Below are 20,378 nucleotides of genomic sequence, written 5' to 3' on the forward strand. Positions count from 1 at the left end.
GGTGGGGCGCCGTTGGCGGTCTGAAAATCACCCGTCACGCCCCTCTCCGCACCCACCCCCTCCACCGCCCCCTCCCGCAGCGCGTCCCTCTCGCCCGGGGTGGGTGAGGGGGGAGGGGGTGGTGGGGCTGGGTGCGGGTGGGTGCGGGTTGGTGCGGGTTGGGGTGGTTGGGTCGGGTTCCTGGGCGGGGCCTGTTCGGCGGGGGCGGGGTGGTGGGCGGGTTCCCGGCGATGGGGGGTGGGGTGGGCGTCGGTACGATCGCTGTATGGGTGGTGCGAAGGACGAGGCCTGGGATGCCGATGCGGCGGAGCGGGCGGTGGCGGTGCTGAAGGCGGTGGCCGACCCGTCGCGGTACCGGCTGCTGTGGGCGCTGAGCCGCCGGGAGCTGCCGGTCAGCGAGCTGGCCGAGCTGTTGGGGGCCCATGTGGCGGCCACTTCGCAGCACCTGGCGAAGCTGCGGGCGGCGGGGCTGGTGGTGGCCCGCCGGGAGGGGACGCGGATCTTCTACCGGGCCACCGAGGTGCGCGGTCTGCTGACCGAGGCCGCCGTGATCGCGAACGACCTGCCGGGCCGGGGCGGTGACGGCGGTGGTGGTGACGGCGGTGCGGCACCGGCCGTCGAGACGGCGGAGCAGCCGTTCGCCCGGGCTGCCCGCGCCGTGCGGGGAGTGCGCCGCCGCCCGGCGACCGGCCAGGCGGGTTGAGGCAGGGGCTCTGGTGCCACGCGTCCTCGTCGTGGTTGTTCCGGATGACCTGGGCGCGTCGGAACAGTTCGTCCGTCTCGGCGGCGAGCACGGAGCACCGCCCCGAAGGGGTAGTGCTCGTGGCTCTGCGGTGCGGTGGCGGCCGGGGCGGGTGTCGCGTACGGGGCCGGCCCCATGACGCCTGCCGCGCCGGGGAAGTGACGCCTGTTCAATGCCGTCGTGTGCTCCGTCCGGTCGGGGTAGGGGAGTTGAATGGCATTGTCCACGGCTACGCCTCGTCGGAGCGGTACTCCTGCCGGGCCGCGTCGTAGCCGAAGAGACCCGCGTAGCGGCCCCAGTCGGTGGCGGTCTCCAGCTGCCGGTCGACCTGTTCGCTGGTGTAGTGGTGGGCGAGGAGGTCGCGGAAGAAGCCGGTGCGGACGGTGGCGCCGGGGTGGCCGCTCAGGCTGTTGGCGATCAGTTTGACCAGGGGGACGTCGAGAGCGGCGCCGGCGAAGAGGGCGCGGGAGTCCTGGACGTCGGCGTGGGCGAAGGCGGTGCCGTCCTCGGTGAGCAGGAGGTCGTCGCCGTGGATCTCGGCGAAGCCGAGCAGGTCGAGGGCGTCGACCTGGGGGAGCATGTCGTCGATGTCGAGGCCGAGTTCGTCGGCGAGGTCGGCGAGGTCGCAGCGGCCGGCGCGGTGGGCGATCATCTCGGCGAGGCCGGAGAGGCCGTCGACGCTGGCGGTGGGCAGCGGGGTGTTGGCGACGGTGCGGCGTTCGTGGCGGTCCGGGTCCGGGTCCGGGCGTCCGGTGGCCGGGGGCTCGGCCGGGCGGGTGTCCTTGGGCCGGCCGGTCATGATCCGGTAGACCCGGTCGACGAGTTCGTCGAAGGCGGCGGAGTCGCGGTCGCGCGGGCGTTCCAGGTCGACGTCGACGGCCTCCCGGATGGTGCCGTAGGGGCGGGAGCCGAGGACGACGACGCGGTCGGCCATCAGCACCGCCTCCTCGATGTTGTGGGTGACCAGGACGACGGCGCGGGTGGGGAACTGGCCGGAGTCCCACAGTTCCATGAGTTCGCCGCGCAGGTTCTCGGCGGTGAGCACGTCGAGCGCGGAGAACGGCTCGTCCATCATCAGCACGTCCGGTTCGACGACCAACGCCCGGGCGAAGCCGACGCGTTGGCGCATGCCGCCGGAGAGTTCCTTGGGGTAGGCGTTCTCGAAGCCGGCCAGGCCGATCAGGTCGATGGCCTGGTCGGCGGCGCGGGCGCGTTCGCGCGCGGGGACGCCGCGGGCCTCCAGGCCGAGTTCGACGTTCTGCCGGACGGTGAGCCAGGGCAGCAGGGCGAAGGTCTGGAAGACGAGGGCGGTGCCGGGGTTGGCGCCGGTGAGCGGGGTGCCGCGGTAGCGGACGGTGCCGGAGCTGGGCGGGAGCAGGCCGGCCAGGCAGCGCAGCAGGGTGGACTTGCCGGAGCCGGAGCGGCCGAGCAGGGCGACGATCTCGCCGGCCCGGACGGTGAGGTCGATCCCGGAGAGCACCGGCAGTTCGCCGTCGGCCCCGGCGTAGGACTTGGTGAGGCCGACGGTCTCCAGCAGCGTCTCGCCGTCCGCCACCGGGGGGTGGGCGGGGCGGGGGAGGAAGGGGAAGTGCATCGGGGGGTACCTCACTGGAGCGAGTAGCGGCGCTCGGCCAGCCGGTACAGCCGGCGCCAGAGCAGGCGGTTGAGGGCGACGACGTACAGGCTCATCACCGCGACCCCGGCGAGCAGGTGCGGGTAGTCGCCGTGTTCGGTGGCGCGGGCGATGTACGCGCCGAGGCCGGTGGCGGTGAGGGTGGTGCCGCCGAAGGTGACCACCTCGGAGACGATGGAGGCGTTCCAGGCGCCGCCGGAGGCGGTGATCCCGCCGGTGACGTACGCGGGGAAGATCCCGGGGATGATGAGCCGCCGCCAGCGCTGCCGGCCGCGCACGCCGAGGTTGTCCATGGCTTCGCGCAGGTCGCTGGGGATGGCCATGGCGCCGGCGATGGCGTTGAACAGGATGTACCACTGGGCGCCGAGGGCCATCAGCAGGACGCCGCCGAGGTCGATCGACAGGCCGGTGCGCAGCAGCAGCCAGACCACCAGCGGGAACAGGAAGTTGGCGGGGAAGCTGGCGAGGATCTGGACCAGCGGCTGGGCGATCCTGGTGAGCCGCGGGGAGAAGCCGATCTTCACGCCGATCGGCACCCAGACGACCGTGGCGACCGCCACCAGCACGACGACCCGGGCCAGGGTGGCGAGGCCGAGCAGCAGGGGTTCGCCGAAGACGCCGAGGCCGGTGGTGTCGGTGAGGTAGCGGACGAGGTCGACCAGGCCCCAGAGCACGATGCCGCCGGAGACGACGGCGAAGACGAGGTCGCCGGTGCGCTGCCGGGCGGCGCTGACGGCGAGCGGCCGGTCGTCGGTGCCGAGCAGCCTCCCGGCCCGGTTCAGGGCCCGGCCGAGCGGGCGCAGGGCCGCGCCCAGCAGGCCGGGCAGCTGGGAGCGGCGCAGCAGGTCGAGGACGACGGAGCGCTGCACCTCGGTGGCCTCGGACTGCTCGTTCTTGAAGCGCTCGGCCCAGGCGGTGAGCGGCCGCCAGAACAGGAAGTTCACGCCGACGACGAGGACGGCCATGGTGGCGATCGCCCAGCCGACCCGGCCGAGGTCCCCGGCGGCGATGGCGGCGCCGGCGTAGGAGCCGACGCCGGGCAGGGCGTAGCGCTGGTTGTCGACGCTGATCGCCTCGGAGGCGACCAGGAAGAACCAGCCGCCGCCGAAGCTGAGCATGCCGTTCCAGACCAGGCCGATCATGCCGGAGGGCAGTTCGACCTTCCAGAACCGCATCCACCGGCTGAACCGGAACGAGCGGGAGAGCTCGTCGAGTTCGCGCGGCAGGGAGACCAGCGAGTGGTAGAAGCCGAAGGTCATGTTCCACGCCTGGGACGTGAAGATGGCGAACACGGCCGCGCACTCCAGGCCGAGCACGGAGCCGGGGAACAGGGCGAGGAAGCCGGTGACGGCCACGGTCAGGAAGGCGAGCACCGGCACCGACTGGAGGATGTCCAGGGCGGGGATCAGCACCCGTTCCAGCCGGCGGCTGCGGGCGGCGGCGTAGGCGTAGCCGAAGGTGAAGCCGACGGAGACGACGAGCGCGGCGAACATCCGCAGCAGCGAGCGCGCCGCGTCGTACGGCAGCCGGGCCGGGTCGGTGTCCACGGCGGCGTCGCGCGCGGTGGAGAACCGTACGGTGGTGCCCTGTCCGACCCGCAGGGCGAGGTAGAGCAGGACCAGCACGGCGGCCGCCACGACCACGTCCACCCAGCCCATCCGGGCCAGGCGGCTCGCGGTCCGGGACGGCAGTGAGCCCCGGGACAGGCCCGGGGCGGACTTCGGCAGGGACGGGAAGGACATGGCGGGGACCTCCGGCGCAAACCCGGGCAGTCTGCTCCCTTCTGATGTCCGTACGCAAATGGACCCGTGTTCGGACCGGCCGACGTGCGGCCCGCGTCCTGTTCGCCGGTCAGGCGGGGGCTTCGACGAACTCCAGGAGGTTGCCGACCGGGTCGGTGGTGTAGAAGCGGCGTCGGGGCGGGAGGGTGTCGTCCCAGACGACCTGGGCGCCGAGTTCGGCGAGCCGGTCGGCGAAGTCCTCGATCTCGCAGACCGCCATGCCGGGGTGGGCCTTGGTGCTGGGGCGGAAGCGTTCCTCGATGCCGAGGTAGAGCCGGACCCGGCCGCCGTCGGCGGCGAACCAGCAGCCGCCGCGGCCGGTGAGCGGCTGGGGCTTGGGGATCTCGGCCATCTGCAGGACGTCGCCGTAGAAGGCGCGGAGCAGGGCCTCGCTGCCGGGGGGTGCGGAGAGCTGGACGTGGTCGAGGGCCGTGATCACTGCGGCTTCCTCTCGGAGGGGTCGGACGGGGTGGACGTGGCGTGCTGCCGGGCCGCGGTGACCAGCAGCCGGGCGGTCGGGGTGGGCAGGCCGAGGTGGTGGGCGATCCACTGGGGGTCGTGCCCGTGGGTGGCGAACACCCAGGCGGTGTAGAGCCGGTTGAGCCCGGGGGCGTCGGGACCGAGCAGGAGCGGGCGGACCTGCTCCATCGGGAAGCCCTCCAGCGAGCGGGCGCTGAACCACTGGGTGTCGTCGTCCCCGGCGGCGACCGCGACGGCGGCGGCCCGGTCGGCGGCCGGCCGGCCCGCCCGCTGCCGGCTGTGGGCCAGCAGCAGGGCGAGCAGCAGTCCGACGGCCGAGGCGCCGATGAGCACGCCGGAGAGGAAGAGCCGCAGCGGGGCGGGGGAGACGCCGAGGGCGGCGACCTGGAGGGCCAGGAGGAGCATGACGACGCAGAGCGCCGTACCTCGGCTCGTCCAGGGGAACAGGGCGGTTCTGGTCATGCGGTGTCCTCCTTCGGTGGTGTCGGCCGTGCTGCGGCGGTGCGGGCCTCAGGCGGCGCGGACCAGCCGGGGGTCGTACTTGTAGCCGATCTGCCGGACGGTGGCGATCGCCTCCCGGTGGCCGGGGCCGAGCTTGCGGCGGAGCCGGGCGATGTGGGTGGCGATGGTGCGGGTGTCGCCGGTGTCCGGCCGGCCCCAGACGGACTCCATCAGCTGGCGGCGGGAGTGCACCCGCAGCGGGTTGCCGACCAGGTGCGCGAGCAGTTCGAACTCCAGGTACGGCAGGGTGAGTTGCTGACCGTCGACGATGACGGTGCGCTGCTCGGAGTCGACCACCAGGCCGGGGTCCGGGCTGAGGGCGGGCGGTGTGGCGGGGACGGGCGGTGTGGCGGGGACGGGCCGCAGGACCGGGGCGGCGGCGGTGTGGTCCGAGAAGATGGCGTCGAGCCTGCGGTAGCGCACGGCCATGGCGGAAGCTCCTTCGTCGGGTCGAAGTGGTGGGAGGAGGGGAAAGGCCGGCCGGTCAGTGGCCCGGGTGCCAGGAGGCTTCCAGCCGGGCGGCGCCGTCGGGGCCGGTGACGGAGTGCCAGCTGGCCCGCAGCCGGGTCGGACGGCTGCTCGGCAGGGTCGTGGCCGGGGTGCCGACGGCGCGCAGGACGGTGTTGTCGAGCGGGCTGGTGGCCAGCCGTCGGCCCACCGCGGCGAGGGCGGCGCGCAGTCGGCCGGGGTCGGAGGAGGGAAGGGCGGGCTGGAACGCGGCAACGATGGACATGGCTGGTCACCTCCGTGACAAGGCAATGAATGGGAACAACTGCACCGATCGGTGCGGGAATTGACGAAAAATCAGGCGGCGGACGCGGCGGATGCGGGGCTCGCGGCGGTGGCCCGGTGACGGGCGGCGGCGTGGGCGAGCCGGTGCGCGGCGGCCGGCGGGAGGTCCGCGAAGGCGGCGAGCCAGGCCGGGCGGTGGCCCTGGCGGGCCAGCAGGTAGGCCAGGTGGACGCGGGGCTCGTACGCGGAGGCCGGAGTGTTGCGGGTGCCCGACTGGGGGCAGCTGCCGGGATCGTCGAGGCGATAGGCGCGCTCGACGCCGTCGTGGAGGGCGAGGCGGATGCTCGGGCAGCGGTGGAACGGGGTGGTGCGCATGGCCGTACTTCCTTCCTTCCCCGGGTGCGGGGCGGTCGAGGGTTCCGGGGCGGGCCGGGGGCGGCGGGCGGTCGTGCGCGGTGCCGCCCCCGGCGGCCGGTCAGCGGTTCGGCGTCAGTGGCTCAGGGCGGTCTGGACGATCTTGATGATGACCATGATCATCGCGACCAGCAGGTAGGAGCGCAGGGCGCCCATGCCGATCTTGCGGGCGGTGGACATGACCGGCTTCTCCAGGGTCTCCAGCGGGGGCATCCGCCAGTTCTCCCGGTCGGTGCGGTCGATCGGGTCCTCCTTGGTGCCCTTGCGGCCGAAGGTGAAGAAGTACCCGGCGACCAGGACGCCCGTCACCCCGCAGCCGGCCATGATCCAGAGGAGCGCGTCGGAGCTGATGTCCGGCCAGACCACGGCGGCGGTCAGGATCAGCGACAGCATGACCAGGATGCCGACCACGGCGGAGGTGAAGGCGTTGGTCTTGGGGCCGTTGCGCCACGGGCCGAGCACGGCCTTGTCGTTGCAGAGCAGCAGCAGGAAGACCGTCGCGGAGGGCAGCAGCACCCCGGCCAGCACCTGGACGAACTGGGTCATCAGACCCTGCAGGTAGTCGTTGGACAGCAGGGTGATGGCGGCGGCCACCACGACCACGCCGGCGTAGATGCCGTAGAAGCCCTTGGCGCCCTTGACCCCGCGGTGCAGCGAGTGCTTGATCCCGAAGACGTCGCCGATGGCGTAGGCGGTGGACAGCGACACCGCGAAGGCGCCGATGATCGAGGCGTCCAGCAGCGCGATGGCGAACAGCACACCGACCACGTGCCCGGCCTTGTCCTCCAGGCCCTTGGCGATCCCGGCCGCGTCGGTGAACTGGCCGAAGCCGTCGGTGCCGTCGAAGGCGGCGGCGCAGAAGCCCATCATGGCGGCGGCGCCGATGATCACGATGGCGATGCCGATCCACAGGTCGGCCTTCTCGTACTTCATGAAGCGCGGGGTGATGCGCTTGTCGATGACGTACGACTGCTGGAAGAACAGCTGCCAGGGGGCGACGGTGGTGCCCACGATGGAGACGATCAGCAGCATGACGGTCGCGAGCTCACCCGAGCCGCCCGGCATCTGCGGGACCACGAAGTCGTGGGCCATCTGCGAGGTCTTGGGGTGGACCATGAAGTAGATCGGCACCAGCAGCAGCGAGCCGACGCAGAGCGTGACGGCGACGCGCTCGAAGCGCTGGAAGGAGCCGGTGAACGCCGAGGCGATGATGACGGCCGCCGCTATCACGACCGAGGCGACCTTCGGCAGTCCGAGGTACCCGGCCGCGAGTGTCACGCCGATGAACTCGGTGACCAGGGTGAGCGCGTTCAGCAGGAACAGGTCGATGACGCTGAAGGCGCCCCAGAACTTGCCGAAGCGCTCCAGGATCAGCCGGGCGTGCCCGACACCGGTGACGGCGCCCAGGCGCAGCACCATCTCCTGGTTGACGTACAGCACCGGGATCAGCAGGGCCAGCGTCCACAGCAGCTGGGTGCCGTAGTTCTGCCCGGCGTTGCCGTAGGTGGAGAAGGCGCCGGCGTCGTTGTCGCCGACCATCACGATGAGGCCGGGGCCGACGATCGCGAGCAGGGTCTTGAGTCTCGCCGACAGACCGGTGCGTGGTGCGTCGTCATCGAGCTTGATGGTGCCGAGCGCACCCTTGATGTCGCCGACGTGGGCGTCGTCCAGGACGGCCGAACGCTGCGGCGGGATCTTGGAGTTGAGTGTGGCGTTGGTGGTCATGACGTTCCTCCCGTGGACCCCTGACAGGCGGGGTGGTGGGGGCGCGCAGCAGCAATTCCCCCTGCGTGAGGGCATGGCGCATCAGCGCGCGGCGGCGCGGGCCCGTGCGGGCACGGCGAAGCCGCGAGCGTGAGGTGATGCGTCGCCGGAGAGACGCGCAGGGGAGGTTGTTACCGCGTGCCGGAGGTGTACGAGGACAAGCGGGGATAGGGGCAACTGTGGCCCGGACTACTGCAATCCATGTCTCTCGCCTCCTCCCGGTCGACGCACCCCGTGGTGCGTGTCATCGACACGGCAAGGAGTTCGCCGACGCGCTACAGAGACGCCGGCTCACCCCAACTCGTCAGAGCTTTGGCACTCCACGGCGTGTCCAACCCGCTCGGGCCGGAAGCCACTTCGGATCAACCCTTAGGTCGGGAAGATCTGTCCTAACCCTGGGCGTCTCTCGACGTCGTCGGATCAGTGGCCTGTGTCCGTGAAGAAGCCTCACCGAACGAGGTGCCTTCTTCAAACCTCCAGAAGCATAGACCGGCCGGAGCGCGATACTTGCGTACTTGGTAGAACCTTTACCTTTTGCGAGGCGTGACGTCGGGCGTGACGTCGGGTGTGACGTCCGGTGTGCCGCCCGTCCGGGTGACGCGGGTTTGAGCAGCACGTGACGACGGAACGACTTCCCGCCGGATCCGTACCCGCACACGCAGCAGAGGGGTGGCATGGCTACCGCCGGCTCCCAGACCGCAGGCTCCCAGGGGGCTCCCCGGCAGGCGAGGGCGTTGGCGCTCGCCCGGCGCCCCAAGCTCTGGCTCTTCCCCGGCGTGCTGTGCGCCCTGGTGGCCGTGCTGCTCTCCCTGCTCTACCTGGGCGGCATCGTCAACCCGACCGGCCACCTGCACCGGCTGCCGATCGCCCTGGTGAACGCCGACCAGGCCCCGCCGCCGCCCGGCCAGCCGGTGAACCTCGGCACCCAGCTGACCCGCGCCGTGGTGGCCGGCACGCCCGGTGACACCGTCCACTGGCGGCAGACCGACGAGGCGGGCGCCCGCGACCTGCTCGCCACCGGCAAGGTCTACGGCGTACTGGTCGTCCCCGCCGACTTCACCGCCACCGTCTCCGCGCTCGCCACCGGCGGGGCCGTCAAGCGGCCCACCCTCACCGTCCTCACCAACCCCGGCCTGGGCAGCCTCGGCTCCTCGATCGCCGCCCAGACCGCCCAGAACGCCGCCCACCAGGCCTCGGTCGCGGCCGGCCGGCAGCTGCTGGCCGCCGTACCGGCCCAGGGCGGCCCGGGCGCCCAGGGGCCGGACACCGGCGCCACCGCCCGGCTGCTGCTCGCCGACCCGTTCGCCGTCACCACCCAGGTCGGCCACCCGATCGGCAGCCACAGCGGCCTCGGCCTGAGCGCCTTCTACTTCACCCTGCTCGCCGTGCTGACCGGCTTCATCGGCGGCAACATCATCCACAACGGCGTCGACGGCGCCCTCGGCTACAGCGACAGCGAGATCGGCCCCTGGCACACCCGCCGCCCGACCGTTCCGATCAGCCGCACCCAGACCCTGCTGCTCAAGATGCTGATGACCGCCGGGCTCATGCTGGTGACCACCTCGCTGGTGCTGCTCTGCACGGCCGGCGTCCTCGGCATGGACGCCCCGCACCAGGCGCTGCTGTGGGTGTTCGCCTACTGCGCCAGCCTCGCCGTCGGCCTCGGGGTGCAGGCCATCAACGCCGCGTTCGGCGGGATCGGGCAGCTGGTGTCCATGTTCGTGTTCATCGCGCTCGCCCTGCCGTCCTCCGGGGCGACCGTCCCGCTCCAGGCGGTGCCCGGCTTCTACCGCTTCCTCGCCGTCTTCGAACCGATGCGGCAGCTGAGCGACGGCATCCGGGCGATCCTGTTCTTCGACGCCCGCGCGGACGCCGGGCTGGCCCGAGGCTGGATCATGATCGCCGTCGGGGTGGTGCTGGCGCTGGCCTTCGGCTTCGGGATGACCCGCTACTACGACCGCAAGGGGCTGCACCGCTGGACGCCCCAGCCGTCGGAGTAGCCGGCCCCTGGGCCCCGGCGGCGGTCGGGCCCGGATGGCGTCCACCGGGTCGAACCCGGCGCCGCCGCGCTCGCGCGGTCACGCGTGCGGCAGGCTGCCCAGCACCCCGGCGACGTCCGTCCGGCGGGCCACCTCCAGCAGGGCGCGGGCTCAGCTTGCGCACCGCCTCGGACAGCGCGGGCTGGGAGACCCGGCAGGCCTGGGCGGCGCGGGCGAAGTGCCGCTCGCGGGCGAGGGCGACCAGGTACTCGAGCTGGCGGAAGTGCATCTAACTGCTTTCCGGGGCGGTGTCGATCCGGTCGGTGCGGGTGTAGACGTTCATCGAGTCGCCGCGCAGGAAGCCGACCAGGGTCAGCCCGCTCTCCTCGGCCAGGTCCGCCGCCAGCGAGGACGGCGCGGAGACGGCGGCGAGCACCGGGATGCCGGCCATCACGGCCTTCTGCACCAGCTCGAAGGAGGCCCGGCCGCTGACCATCAGCACCGTGCCGCGGGCCGGCAGCAGGCCCTCGCGCAGCGCGTGGCCGACCACCTTGTCCACCGCGTTGTGCCGGCCGACGTCCTCGCGCAGGCAGAGCAGCCGCCCCTGCGCGTCGAACAGCCCGGCCGCGTGCAGGCCGCCGGTGCTGTCGAAGACCTTCTGGGCGGCGCGCAGCCGGTCGGGCAGCGCGGACAGCAACTCGGGGGTGAGCCGCAGCCCGTCCTGCGCGACGCTCCACGGCGCGGTGGTGCGCACCGCGTCCAGGCTGGCCTTGCCGCACAGGCCGCAGGAGGAGGTGGTGTAGAAGTTGCGCTCCAGCGAGGCGTCCGGGGCGGGTACGCCGGCCGCGAGCACCACGTCCACCACGTTGTAGGTGTTGCCGCCGTCGGCGGTGGCCCCGGCGCAGTAGCGGATCCCCGCCAGGTGGTCGGCGGCGTGCAGCACGCCCTCGCTGACCAGGAAGCCGGCCGCGAGGTCGAAGTCGCTGCCGGGGGTGCGCATGGTCACCGTCAGCGGGCGCCCGCCGACCCGGATCTCCATCGGCTCCTCGGCGGCCAGGGTGTCGGGGCGGTACGAGGGCACGCCCTTGCGCAGCCGCAGCACCCTGCGGGGTACGGTCACTCGGCCCATGGTCGTCGGCTCCTCGGGGTCGGTCAGGTCTGTGCGTCAGACCTGCACGTCGGACCTGCACGTCAGACCTGCACGTCAGGTCTGTACGTCAGGTCTGTACGGATGAATCCTCGCGCGTTTCCGGGCCGGCCGGGTGCCCGGGACGCCCGTCGGGCCCGGGCAGGTGGCGGCGGCTGTGGGTGCCGGTGACCGCCAGGCAGAGCACGCCCACGGCGGCCATGCCGGTCAGCAGCGCCGGGTAGGACACGTGGCCGGCGCTGCCGGTGAGCAGCAGCGGGGTGAGGAAACCGCTGGAGGTGGTGCTCTGGTGGAGCGCGGCGGAGGTGGGGCCGGGGGCGCGTCCGGGGCCCCGCGCGGTGAGCCGCTCCACCTCGCGCAGCCCCGCGCCGAGGGTCAGCCCGTACCCCGTGCCGAGCACGACGGCGGCGGCCACCACCAGGCCCACCGAGTCCCGGTCGGCGGCGAGCGCGCCGAGCAGCAGTCCGGCGATCACCGTGGCCATCGCGGTGAGGGTGGCCCGGGCGCTGCCCGCGTCGTCCAGCCGGGCCGCGAAGGGCTGGGCGAGCACGCCCATGGCGAGCGTCAGCGCCGCCACCAAACCGCTGAACAGCGGTGCGTAGCCGGGCAGATGGTGGGCGACCAGCGGCGGCAGCACCACGTAGCCGACGGTCGCGGCGCCGAGTACGGCGGGGCCGGCGGGCAGCACGACGTAGCGGAACCGGGGGTGGTGCACGGCTGCGCGGTGGTGCTGCGCGGGCGGGGCCGGGCGGCGGGCCGGCACCGCGTCCGGGAGCCCGCGGGTGGCCCGCAGGACCAGCAGACAGGCCGCGGCGTGGGCGAGGCAGGGCACGACCGTCGGGCCGGGCAGCCACTCCGAGAGGACGCCGGAGGCCAGCGCGCCGGCCGAGAAGCCGATCCCGGTGGCGTACATCGCGCGGCGCGCCCCGGGCCCGTCCGCGCAGAGCTCGCGCAGCCAGGTCGTCCCGGCCAGGAACACCAGTCCGGCCGCGAATCCGGTCGCCAGCCGGGCGAGGTAGCCGGTCGGCTCGTCCGTCAGGGCCAGCAGTGCGCTGGCGGCCGCCGACAGGGCGAGCCCGGCCCGCACCGTACGGCGGCGCCCGTACCGGTCCGCGGCCGGGCCGCCGAGCAGCAGGCCGGGCACCAGCCCGACCAGGTACACCGAGAACATCGCGGCCAGCGCGAGCGGCGACCAGTCGGTGCGGGCCCGGTAGACGCTGGCGAGCGCGGTGAACTGGTTCGCGCCCCAGGCGGCGACGGCCACGGCGGCCGCGGCCGGGATCCAGCGGGCGGTGCGCACGTGCGGGGGCTCCTCGGACGGTTCGCCCGGGCGGGGCGGGGCGGGGTGGGGTGGGGTGGGGTGGGGTGGGGTGGGGTGGGGGCGGCGGCGGAAGGCCGCCCGTCCAGTGTGCTGTCCGGCATCGTCGCAGGTCAAAGAGGTGATCCCGCTCGGCTGACAGGCAGCGCCTATCGACCGGGGTGGCGCCCGTCGAGCGGGTGCCGATCACCCGCCGCCGATCACGCGGTGCCGATCACCCGCCGCCGATCACGCGGTGCCGATCACCCGCCGCCGATCACGCGGTGCCGATCACCCGCCGCCGATCACGCGGCGTCGCCCACCGCCAGCACGACCGCGCTCGCCGCGCCGCCGGGCGTCTCGTAGTTCACCGTCTCCCCGGCGTGGCGCCCCAGCAGCGCCTTCCCCAGCGGACTGTTGTACGTCACCAGGGTCAGCTCCCGCTCCTCGGCCAGCTCGGAGATCTCGACGGTCTCCTCCTCGCCGTCCGAGAACCGCACGGTGACCGTCGACCCCACCCCGATCACGTCCGTGGACGGTGCCCCGGCCACTTCGGCCTCCCGCAGCCGCTCCTCCAGCTCGGCGATCCGCCGGTCCAGCCGGGTCACCTCCGACGCCCGCTGCAACTCGTCCGCCGCATCCGCCCGGTCCCCCACCGGGTCCTCCCCGCGCAGCGTCGCGGCCACCTCCCCCCGCTCCGCCCGCAGCTGCGCCAACTCCTCCTGTACGGCACGCAGCCCCTCGGCACTGATCGGTTCCGGCCCACCGCTCATCGCACGCTCCCGGGTCTCTGAGGGAACACCCAAACACCGGTCGCCTCTCATTACCCCACCCCGCCGAATCCCCGGCAAATCCTCGGCAAGTTGCCCCGGTTTCAGCGAAACTGGTTCGGGTGGACACGGTCGTCCGGCACAATGACGCGCATGACCAGCGCCGACGACCCGAGTTCGAGCCTGCGGGGAGGGGTCCAGGGCCGAGCGGACGAACGATACCGGCCGTTCGCGCATCTCACCACCGACAACTGTGAGCTCTATCGCCAGGTGATGGGAGTGTTCGTCCGGGCCAAGCAGGAGTTCACCGTCCACCTACGCCCGGAGGACGTCCACCTGGGACTGGTTCCGGAGGATCGGCCGTCCTTGGAGTCGGTTGCCGCCGCGCTGGAACGGCTCTCCAAATGGGGCAACCTCCGCGCAGACCCGGACACCGGCCGGGTCACGGCGCTGGAGGACTTCTACCGCTCCCGGTACATCTACCAGCTCACGCGTGAGGGCGAGGCCGCCGAGGAGGCGCTGGGGGCGTACGACGAAGCGCTCGGCAGGCGTGGTGAGTTGCAGGCAGTTGCCCTCGCCGACATCGTCGTGCAGTTGCGCGCCCTGCTGGCGCTGGCCGACCGGGGCGAACCGGACCCGGCCGTGACACACCTCGCGATGCTTGCCCTGGTGGACCGCTTCTCGGGATTGGCCGAGAATGCGCGCGCCTTCATGAACTCGCTCCAGCGGACGGTCGACCTGCACGAGGCCGAGGTCGAGGTGTTCCTCGCGTACAAACAGCGGCTGATCGACTACCTGGAGCGCTTCATCGAGGACCTGGTGACCCGGGGGGCGGAGATCGCCGGGCTGCTGGAGGAACTCGGTACGCAGCAGGAGGGGCGGATCGGGTCGCTGCTTCGGCTGGCCGCCGAGCGTGAGGCCGCCGATGCCGCGCCGGACGTGGCGGCCGAGGCACTGGCAGCGTCGGAGCGACGTTGGCTCGGCCGCTGGGACGGCCTGCGGGCCTGGTTCCTCAGTGTGCCGGGCCGAAGCTCCCAAGCCAAGCTGCTGCGCTCTGCTGCCCGCCAGGCGATTCCCCAACTTCTGAGCGTCATCCAGGCACTGAACGAGCGACGGGCCGGCAGATCGGACCGCTCGGCGGACTTCCGCGAGCTTGCCCGATGGTTCGCCGAGGCACCCGGTGACGACAGCCGGCACCGGTTGTGGCGCTCGGCGTTCGGGCTCCATTCAGCCAGGCACCTCACGATCGATCATGACGCTCTCGCCGAGCGAGAGGCTGATCCGGTGTCCGCTTCCGCGTCCTGGCGTGATGCGCCGGGCGTGCGGATCAGCCCGCAGCTGCGTCGTACCGGTTCGTACGAGCGCCGCGGTCGCCGCGCGGCGGTGCAGGACCGAGGCGAGGCCAAGGCGTACCTGGCCGAACTGGCCCGAAAGCAGGCTGAGCAGACGGCGGCGGTCCGGGCCAGGCTGGCGACCCGCGGACAGGTGCGGCTCAGCGACCTGGACGTGCTCGACCGGGAGGCGTTCCGGCTGTTCCTGCTGCTGCTCGGGGATGCGCTGTCAGCCTGGCGCCCGGGCACGGAGTCCGTCTCGACCACCACCAACGACGGGACGATGGAGATCAGACTGACCAGGGTGCGCGGCGGTGGGATCGCCGAGATCAGCACCCTCGACGGCGTGCTGTGGGGGCCGGAACACCTGGTTGAGATCGTCGACCTGGCAGGTCACCCGGAGCCGGTGGGGGCCGAGCATGAGTGACGACCGTCTGGGTGACGCCCTCGCCGCGCAGCGTGCGGCAGAGGTGCGACGCGCCGCGCGGGCGTTGTTGCGCCGCCCCCTGCTCCGTGCGGGCGGTTCCCACGCCGACGACTTCAGGCTGGTGCGGCAGTACGCGACAGAACTGCGCACCTGGTTCGACCGAAACACCGGTTGGGGGCTCCTGGTGGACTCCGAGGTGGCCCGGCTCCGCCGCATTCCCGGTCGGGCAGACGACTCGACGCATCCGGCCAGGGACCAGCGCACCGGCCTGCCGTTCTCGCGGCGCCGTTACGTCCTGGTATGTCTGTGCCTGGCGGTGCTGGAGCGAGCCGAGCAGCAGGTCGCGTTGGGGCGGTTGGCCGAGCAGGTCGTGCTGGCGGCTGCCGATCCGGCGCTCGATGCCGCCGGCGTCCGGTTCACCCTGGCCGACCGGGAACAGCGCACCGATCTGGTGGCCGTAGTTCGGCTGCTCCTGGAGTGGGGGGTCCTGACCAAGGTCGCGGGCGACGAGGAGGCCTTCCTGAAGTCGGCCGGTGACGCCCTGTACGACGTGGACCGCCGAGTGCTCGCCGTCCTGCTCGTCGCCCGACGGGGTCCGAGCACCGTTCACGCACACGGATTCGAGGAGCGGCTCGCCGAACTCAACGCAGAGGTGCTGCCGGACAGCGACGAGCTGCGGAACCGGGCGTTGAGACACAGCCTGACCCGCCGGTTGCTGGACGATCCGGTGGTGTACGTGGAAGGGCTGACCGAGAACGAGAGCGCCTATCTCACCTCACAGCGTGGCGCGCTGACCCGGCGCATCGGTGAACTCACCGGTCTGGTACCGGAAGTGAGAGCGGAGGGGCTGGCGATGGTCGATTCCGACGACGATCTGACGGATCTGCGGATGCCGGAGTCGGGCACCGACGGCCATGTGGCGCTTCTGCTGGCCGAGTACCTCGCCGGCAGGGGCGGCACGGTCCCGCTGGCAGACCTGCACCAGCAGGTGGCCGGCTGGGCGGTGGAGCACGCCGGCTTCTGGCGGCGCAGCGCGACCACCCCCGGAGCTGAGGCCGAATTGGCCGAACAGGCGGTGGAACGGCTGGTCGCGCTCGGGCTCCTGGAGCGCGCGGAGGGCCCGGATGGTGTCGCTTCGGTGCGGCCCAGACCCGCCCTGGAGCGCTACCGGGTCGGCGAGGCAGTGCTGCTTGAACCCGGCCAGAGTGCTCCCCGGAAGAACACGAGGACGATGGCAGGCCGTACGAAGGGCACGAGGAACCGATGAACACCACCGTCGAGACGCGTCTGCCGTTGCCCGGTCGCCTCCGTTGGCAGCCCCTCCGCGTCGGGTTGGTCGACCTGTTCTACTACGACCAGGAGGAGTTCCACTTCCGCGACGGTCGGCTGCTCCTGCGCGGCAACAACGGCACCGGAAAGTCCAAGGTGCTCGCCCTGACCCTGCCCTTCCTGCTGGACGGCGATCTGTCCTCGCACCGGGTCGAGCCGGACGCGGATCCCAAGAAGCGGATGGAATGGAACCTGCTGCTGGGCGGTGAGCACCCGCACTCCGAGCGGCTCGGCTACACCTGGATCGAGTTCGGCCGCCTCGACTCGGACGGCACCGCGCACTACACGACACTCGGTTGCGGCCTGAAGGCGGTCAGTGGCCGGGGCATCGCCCGCCACTGGTACTTCGTGACCGGACAGCGCATCGGTCCGGAGCTGCGGTTGGTCGATTCCACCGGTGCGGCCGTCGGCCGGGAGCGGCTGGCCGAGGCCCTGGGCGGGCGCGGCCTGATGTACGACTCGGCGCGGGCGTACCGGCGCGCGGTGGACGAGGCCCTTTTCGGCCTGGGTGAGCAGCGGTATACGGCCCTGGTCGATCTTCTGATCCAGCTGCGCCAGCCCCAGTTGTCCAAGCGGCCCAGCGAGAAGGCGCTCTCGCAGGCCCTGACCGAATCACTGCCACCGATCGACCAGGCCGTGGTCGCCGATGTGGCCGAGGCCTTCCGGTCGTTGGACGAAGAGAAGGAGCAGCTCGCTGTCATGGCAGCCGCTGAACGTGCCGCGGGCGCCTTCCTCCAGCACTACCGTCGGTACGCCCGGGTGGCTGCCCGGCGAAAGGCCCGTGCCCCCCGGGTCCAGCACTCCCGATACGAGTCGCTTCGCGTCGAACTGAACACCGCCGAACAGGACTTCGAGGCGGCCGGCACTGCACTCGCCGAAGCCGAGACGCGACTGGAGGAACTGGACCGACGGCGAACCGGGCTTCGGGCCAAGGACGAGGCCCTGCGGGCCGGCCCGGAGATGCGCAGCGCCCGCGAGCTGGAACAGGCCGCCGCCCTGGCCGAGCGTACGGCGAAGGACGCCGACCGGGCCGAGGCGGACCGGCTCCGGGCCGAGGACGAACTGACCCGGTTCGCGGCCAAGCTGGGTGCGGCGCGAACGCGGGCTGAGGCAGCGGAACGTGCCCGGGACGGCGCGCTGGAGCGCTCGGGTGCCGCTGCGTCGACGGCCGGGCTGGGTCGAGGGCACGCCGACCGGGTTGCCCTTCCGCTGGCGGCGGGTGAGGTGCCGGAAGCCGTGCAGCATGGTGCTGCCGATCTCGTCGACCGCCGTCAGCGCTCGATCGCCCTTGTCGAGGAGCATCTCGGAACAGCGCAGGACGCGGTCCGGGAGGTGGAGCGGACCCGCCGCCGGCTGGAGGACTCGGACGGAGACCTGGCCCGTCAGGCGGAGCTGCGGGCCGAGGCGGAGGAGGACACGGTGCAGGCGGGCCGGGATTACCTCACTGCCGTTCGCTCGCACTTCGACGCCTGCATGCTGCTGCGTCCCGACGGCGTCGAAGGCGTACTCGATGAACTCGACCAGTGGAGTGTGACCCTGGTCGGCACGGACCCGTCGCGGTCGGCCGCACAGCAGGTCGCGTCCACGGTCGGGGCCGATCTGGCCCGCCGCCGGGCCACGCTGGAGGCCGAGCAGCGGGACGGCGCCGAGCAGCGTGATCGGCTGAAGGCCGAGCTGGCCGAGCTGCGGCAGGGTGGTCGGCGTGGGCCGCAGGTGCCGTACACCCGCTCGCCCGAGACCAGGAAGGAAAGCTCGGGTGCACCGCTGTGGCAACTGGTCGATTTCACAGACGATCTGACCCCAAAGCAGGCGGCTGACCTGGAAGCCGCTCTGGAAGCCTCGGGTCTGCTGGATGCCTGGGTCGCCCCGGACGGGACGGTGGCAGCCGTAGGCACCTGGGACGTCCTGGCGACCGCCGGCGTGCCGGTGGACGGCGATTCGCTGGCCACGGTGCTGCGGCCGGCGGTGGATCGCGCGGACCCGGCCACGGCTGTACTGTCCGACGAACTGGTCCACCGGTTGCTCGCCGGCATCGGCCTGCTGCGTCCGGACGAGGAAGTGCCCGGCAACAGCAGCTGGATCGGTCTGGACGGGCGCTTCCGTCTCGGCTCGCTGACCGGGGCCTGGTCCAAGCCTGCCGCCGAGTACCTCGGCGAGGGGGCCCGGGAGCAGGCCAGGCGTGCCCGAATGGACGCCATCGATGCGGAACTCGCACGGATCACCGAGCGGTTGGAAGACGTATCGGCCCGGTCGGAGCGTCTGGAGGCAGACCTTCGCACCTTGGCGGCCGAACTGGCTTCCCTCCCGGACGACACCACCCTGCGCGGTGCACACGCCACCGCGGTGGCCGCGCACCGTGAGCATGCCCGGGCCGTCGAACGCCGCGGAGAGGCCGAGCGGGAGGCTGCCGGGGCAGCGGTCGTCGCCGAGCAGTCCACCGCCGAACTGCACGGCCTGGCCGAGGAGCTCGGCCTTCCGGTCACGAGCGCCGGTCTGCGGGAGGCCAGAGATGACCTCGGTTCCTACCGTGAGGCCCTGGCCGCTTTGTGGCCCGCCGTGCGGGAGGCCCGCGCCGCCCACACCGCGCTGGCGGCCGAGGAGGCCGATCACCGCCGTGCTGCCGAACACGGCGCCGAGTTGGTCGAGCGCGCGCGCGACGCGGCGCGCGAGGCCGTCACGGCGGGAGAGCGCCATGAGACACTCGCCGCCACCGTCGGTGCCGCCGTCGCCGAGCTGCAGCGCCAGCTCGCCGAAGTGAAGGCTGCGTTGCGGGACTGCGAGGAGGGCGAGCGGGCCACTCGCCGGGCACAGAACGATGCGACCGGTCGCCGAGCCGCCGCGGACGCCCTTCGTGACCGGGTCCGTGCCGAGATCGAGGACACCGCCCGTACCCGTGCCGAGGCGATCGAGGCGCTGCGTCGCTTCGCCGCCACCGGCCTGCTCGCTGTCGCCCTGCCCGACCTGGCCGCAGAACATGCGGCCGACTCCTGGGCCCCCGAGCCCGCGGTCCGCCTGGCCCGGGCCGTCGAGCGGGAGCTGGAATCCGTCGATGACGCCGATCCGGCGTGGGAACGCGTCCAGCGCCGGATCACCGAGGAACTCAAGGACCTCTCCGACGCCCTCGCCCGCCACGGCCACACCGCGGCGGCCCGGATGCTGGAGGAGGGACTGGTCGTGGACGTCGTCTTCCAGGGGCGTGAACGCTCGGTTCCCGAGCTGGCCGCCGCCCTGACCGGCGAGGTCGCCGACCGGCAGCAGCTGCTTTCTGCCCGGGAGCAGGAGATCCTGGAGAACCACCTGATCACCGAGGTCGCCGGGACCCTCCAGGAGCTGGTCAGCGCCGCCGAGCAACAGGTCCTGCGGATGAACGGGGAACTCACCGACCGCCCGACCAGTACCGGCATGCTGCTGCGGCTCGTCTGGAAGCTCGCCCGCAATGCGCCCGGCGGCTTGGCCGCCGCGCGCGAACGCCTCCTGCGTCAGTCCTCCGACGCCTGGACGGCCGCCGACCGGTCCGCGCTCGGCGAGTTCCTCCAGGCGCAGATCGAGCGGGCCCGCACCGACAATCCGTCCGGGACCTGGCTGGAGCACCTCACCGCGGCCCTCGACTACCGGTCCTGGCACGAGTTCGGCATCGAGCGCCATCAGCACGGCAAGTGGCAGTCCGCCACCGGCCCGGCCTCCGGAGGCGAACGGGTGCTCTCCGTCTCGCTGCCGCTCTTCGCCGCCGCCTCGTCGCACTACGCCTCGGCCGGTAACCCGCACGCGCCGCGTCTGGTCACCCTGGACGAGGCGTTCGCCGGTGTGGACGACGACTCCCGCGCCAAGTCGCTCGGTCTGCTCGCCGCGTTCGACCTGGACGTGGTGATGACCTCCGAACGCGAATGGGGTTGCTACCCGCAGGTGCCCGGCCTGGCCATCGCCCAACTCTCCCGGGTCGACGAGATCGCCGCCGTTCTGGTCACCCGCTGGGAGTGGGACGGCTACCGGCGTGCGCGGGTGGCCGACGGCGAGGTACCCGGCCCACGGCAGGGGAGCGTGTTCTCCTGAC

General features: G+C 72.5%; 16 protein-coding genes, 1 pseudogene and 1 riboswitch. Of the genes and pseudogenes, 5 read left to right on the forward strand and 12 right to left on the reverse strand.

Going from position 1 to position 20,378, the window contains the following annotated elements; genetic code table 11:
* The first annotated feature begins 265 nt into the window (after positions 1 to 265).
* On the forward strand, positions 266 to 703 hold the full coding sequence (locus ABTY61_RS30920) for an ArsR/SmtB family transcription factor (protein WP_350508413.1): 438 nt from the start codon (positions 266 to 268) through the stop codon (positions 701 to 703).
* A gap of 268 nt (positions 704 to 971) precedes the next feature.
* Here ABTY61_RS30920 and ABTY61_RS30925 read toward each other — a convergent pair whose 3' ends face one another.
* The 8 genes from ABTY61_RS30925 to ABTY61_RS30960 form a co-directional block, all read right to left on the reverse strand.
* A complete protein-coding gene (locus ABTY61_RS30925) occupies positions 972 to 2,336 on the reverse strand; it encodes an ABC transporter ATP-binding protein (protein WP_350508414.1) in 1,365 nt (454 codons plus the stop codon).
* Between the two features lie 11 nt (positions 2,337 to 2,347).
* On the reverse strand, positions 2,348 to 4,117 hold the full coding sequence (locus ABTY61_RS30930; RefSeq protein WP_350508415.1) for an ABC transporter permease: 1,770 nt from the start codon (positions 4,115 to 4,117) through the stop codon (positions 2,348 to 2,350).
* 109 nt (positions 4,118 to 4,226) lie between these two features.
* A complete protein-coding gene (locus ABTY61_RS30935) occupies positions 4,227 to 4,595 on the reverse strand; it encodes a VOC family protein (RefSeq protein ID WP_350508416.1) in 369 nt (122 codons plus the stop codon).
* Positions 4,592 to 5,098 (reverse strand): hypothetical protein, encoded by a 507-nt coding sequence (locus tag ABTY61_RS30940; RefSeq protein WP_350508417.1) that lies wholly within the window; start codon positions 5,096 to 5,098, stop codon positions 4,592 to 4,594. The genes ABTY61_RS30935 and ABTY61_RS30940 overlap by 4 nt, the downstream gene beginning before the upstream one ends.
* Positions 5,099 to 5,146: 48 nt before the next feature.
* Positions 5,147 to 5,566, reverse strand: a complete 420-nt coding sequence (locus ABTY61_RS30945; protein ID WP_350508418.1) for a winged helix-turn-helix domain-containing protein — start codon at positions 5,564 to 5,566, stop codon at positions 5,147 to 5,149.
* Positions 5,567 to 5,621: 55 nt separating this feature from the next.
* Positions 5,622 to 5,870, reverse strand: a complete 249-nt coding sequence (locus ABTY61_RS30950) for a hypothetical protein (protein ID WP_350508419.1) — start codon at positions 5,868 to 5,870, stop codon at positions 5,622 to 5,624.
* A 71-nt stretch (positions 5,871 to 5,941) separates the two neighbouring features.
* Positions 5,942 to 6,244, reverse strand: a complete 303-nt coding sequence (locus tag ABTY61_RS30955) for a hypothetical protein (protein WP_350508420.1) — start codon at positions 6,242 to 6,244, stop codon at positions 5,942 to 5,944.
* Between the two features lie 114 nt (positions 6,245 to 6,358).
* Complete coding sequence (locus ABTY61_RS30960) at positions 6,359 to 8,008, reverse strand: NRAMP family divalent metal transporter (RefSeq protein ID WP_350508421.1); 1,650 nt, start codon at positions 8,006 to 8,008, stop codon at positions 6,359 to 6,361.
* A 327-nt stretch (positions 8,009 to 8,335) separates the two neighbouring features.
* Positions 8,336 to 8,513: riboswitch (M-box (ykoK) riboswitch) on the reverse strand.
* Between the two features lie 208 nt (positions 8,514 to 8,721).
* On the opposite strand from ABTY61_RS30960, the gene ABTY61_RS30965 reads away from it, so the two are divergent.
* Complete coding sequence (locus ABTY61_RS30965; protein ID WP_350508422.1) at positions 8,722 to 10,047, forward strand: YhgE/Pip domain-containing protein; 1,326 nt, start codon at positions 8,722 to 8,724, stop codon at positions 10,045 to 10,047.
* A gap of 151 nt (positions 10,048 to 10,198) precedes the next feature.
* Here the strand turns inward: ABTY61_RS30965 and ABTY61_RS30970 are convergent.
* The 4 genes and pseudogenes from ABTY61_RS30970 to ABTY61_RS30985 form a co-directional block, all read right to left on the reverse strand.
* Positions 10,199 to 10,315: pseudogene (locus tag ABTY61_RS30970) on the reverse strand (LysR family transcriptional regulator); the annotation flags it as partial.
* Positions 10,316 to 11,155, reverse strand: a complete 840-nt coding sequence (fdhD, locus tag ABTY61_RS30975; protein WP_350508423.1) for a formate dehydrogenase accessory sulfurtransferase FdhD — start codon at positions 11,153 to 11,155, stop codon at positions 10,316 to 10,318.
* A gap of 88 nt (positions 11,156 to 11,243) precedes the next feature.
* The gene (locus ABTY61_RS30980; RefSeq protein ID WP_350508424.1) at positions 11,244 to 12,473 is read right to left on the reverse strand and encodes an MFS transporter; all 1,230 of its coding nucleotides are present in this window, start codon (positions 12,471 to 12,473) and stop codon (positions 11,244 to 11,246) included.
* 302 nt (positions 12,474 to 12,775) lie between these two features.
* Positions 12,776 to 13,243 carry a GreA/GreB family elongation factor gene (locus ABTY61_RS30985; protein ID WP_350508425.1) on the reverse strand — a complete coding sequence of 156 codons (468 nt, stop codon included), beginning with the start codon at positions 13,241 to 13,243 and terminating at the stop codon, positions 12,776 to 12,778.
* 150 nt (positions 13,244 to 13,393) lie between these two features.
* Here ABTY61_RS30985 and ABTY61_RS30990 point away from each other — a divergent pair, with 150 nt between their 5' ends.
* Genes ABTY61_RS30990 through ABTY61_RS31000 form a run of 3 tightly spaced genes read left to right on the forward strand, consistent with a single transcriptional unit; the run spans position 13,394 to position 20,377 of the window.
* Complete coding sequence (locus ABTY61_RS30990) at positions 13,394 to 14,998, forward strand: TIGR02677 family protein (RefSeq protein ID WP_350508426.1); 1,605 nt, start codon at positions 13,394 to 13,396, stop codon at positions 14,996 to 14,998.
* Positions 14,991 to 16,265 carry a TIGR02678 family protein gene (locus ABTY61_RS30995; protein WP_350508427.1) on the forward strand — a complete coding sequence of 425 codons (1,275 nt, stop codon included), beginning with the start codon at positions 14,991 to 14,993 and terminating at the stop codon, positions 16,263 to 16,265. The genes ABTY61_RS30990 and ABTY61_RS30995 overlap by 8 nt, the downstream gene beginning before the upstream one ends.
* Positions 16,262 to 20,377, forward strand: a complete 4,116-nt coding sequence (locus ABTY61_RS31000) for a TIGR02680 family protein (protein ID WP_350508428.1) — start codon at positions 16,262 to 16,264, stop codon at positions 20,375 to 20,377. Before ABTY61_RS30995 ends, ABTY61_RS31000 begins: the two co-directional genes overlap by 4 nt.
* Position 20,378: the final 1 nt, after the last annotated feature.

Origin of the sequence: Kitasatospora sp. NPDC096128, from assembly GCF_040303105.1 — a bacterium.
Classification (GTDB): domain Bacteria; phylum Actinomycetota; class Actinomycetes; order Streptomycetales; family Streptomycetaceae; genus Kitasatospora.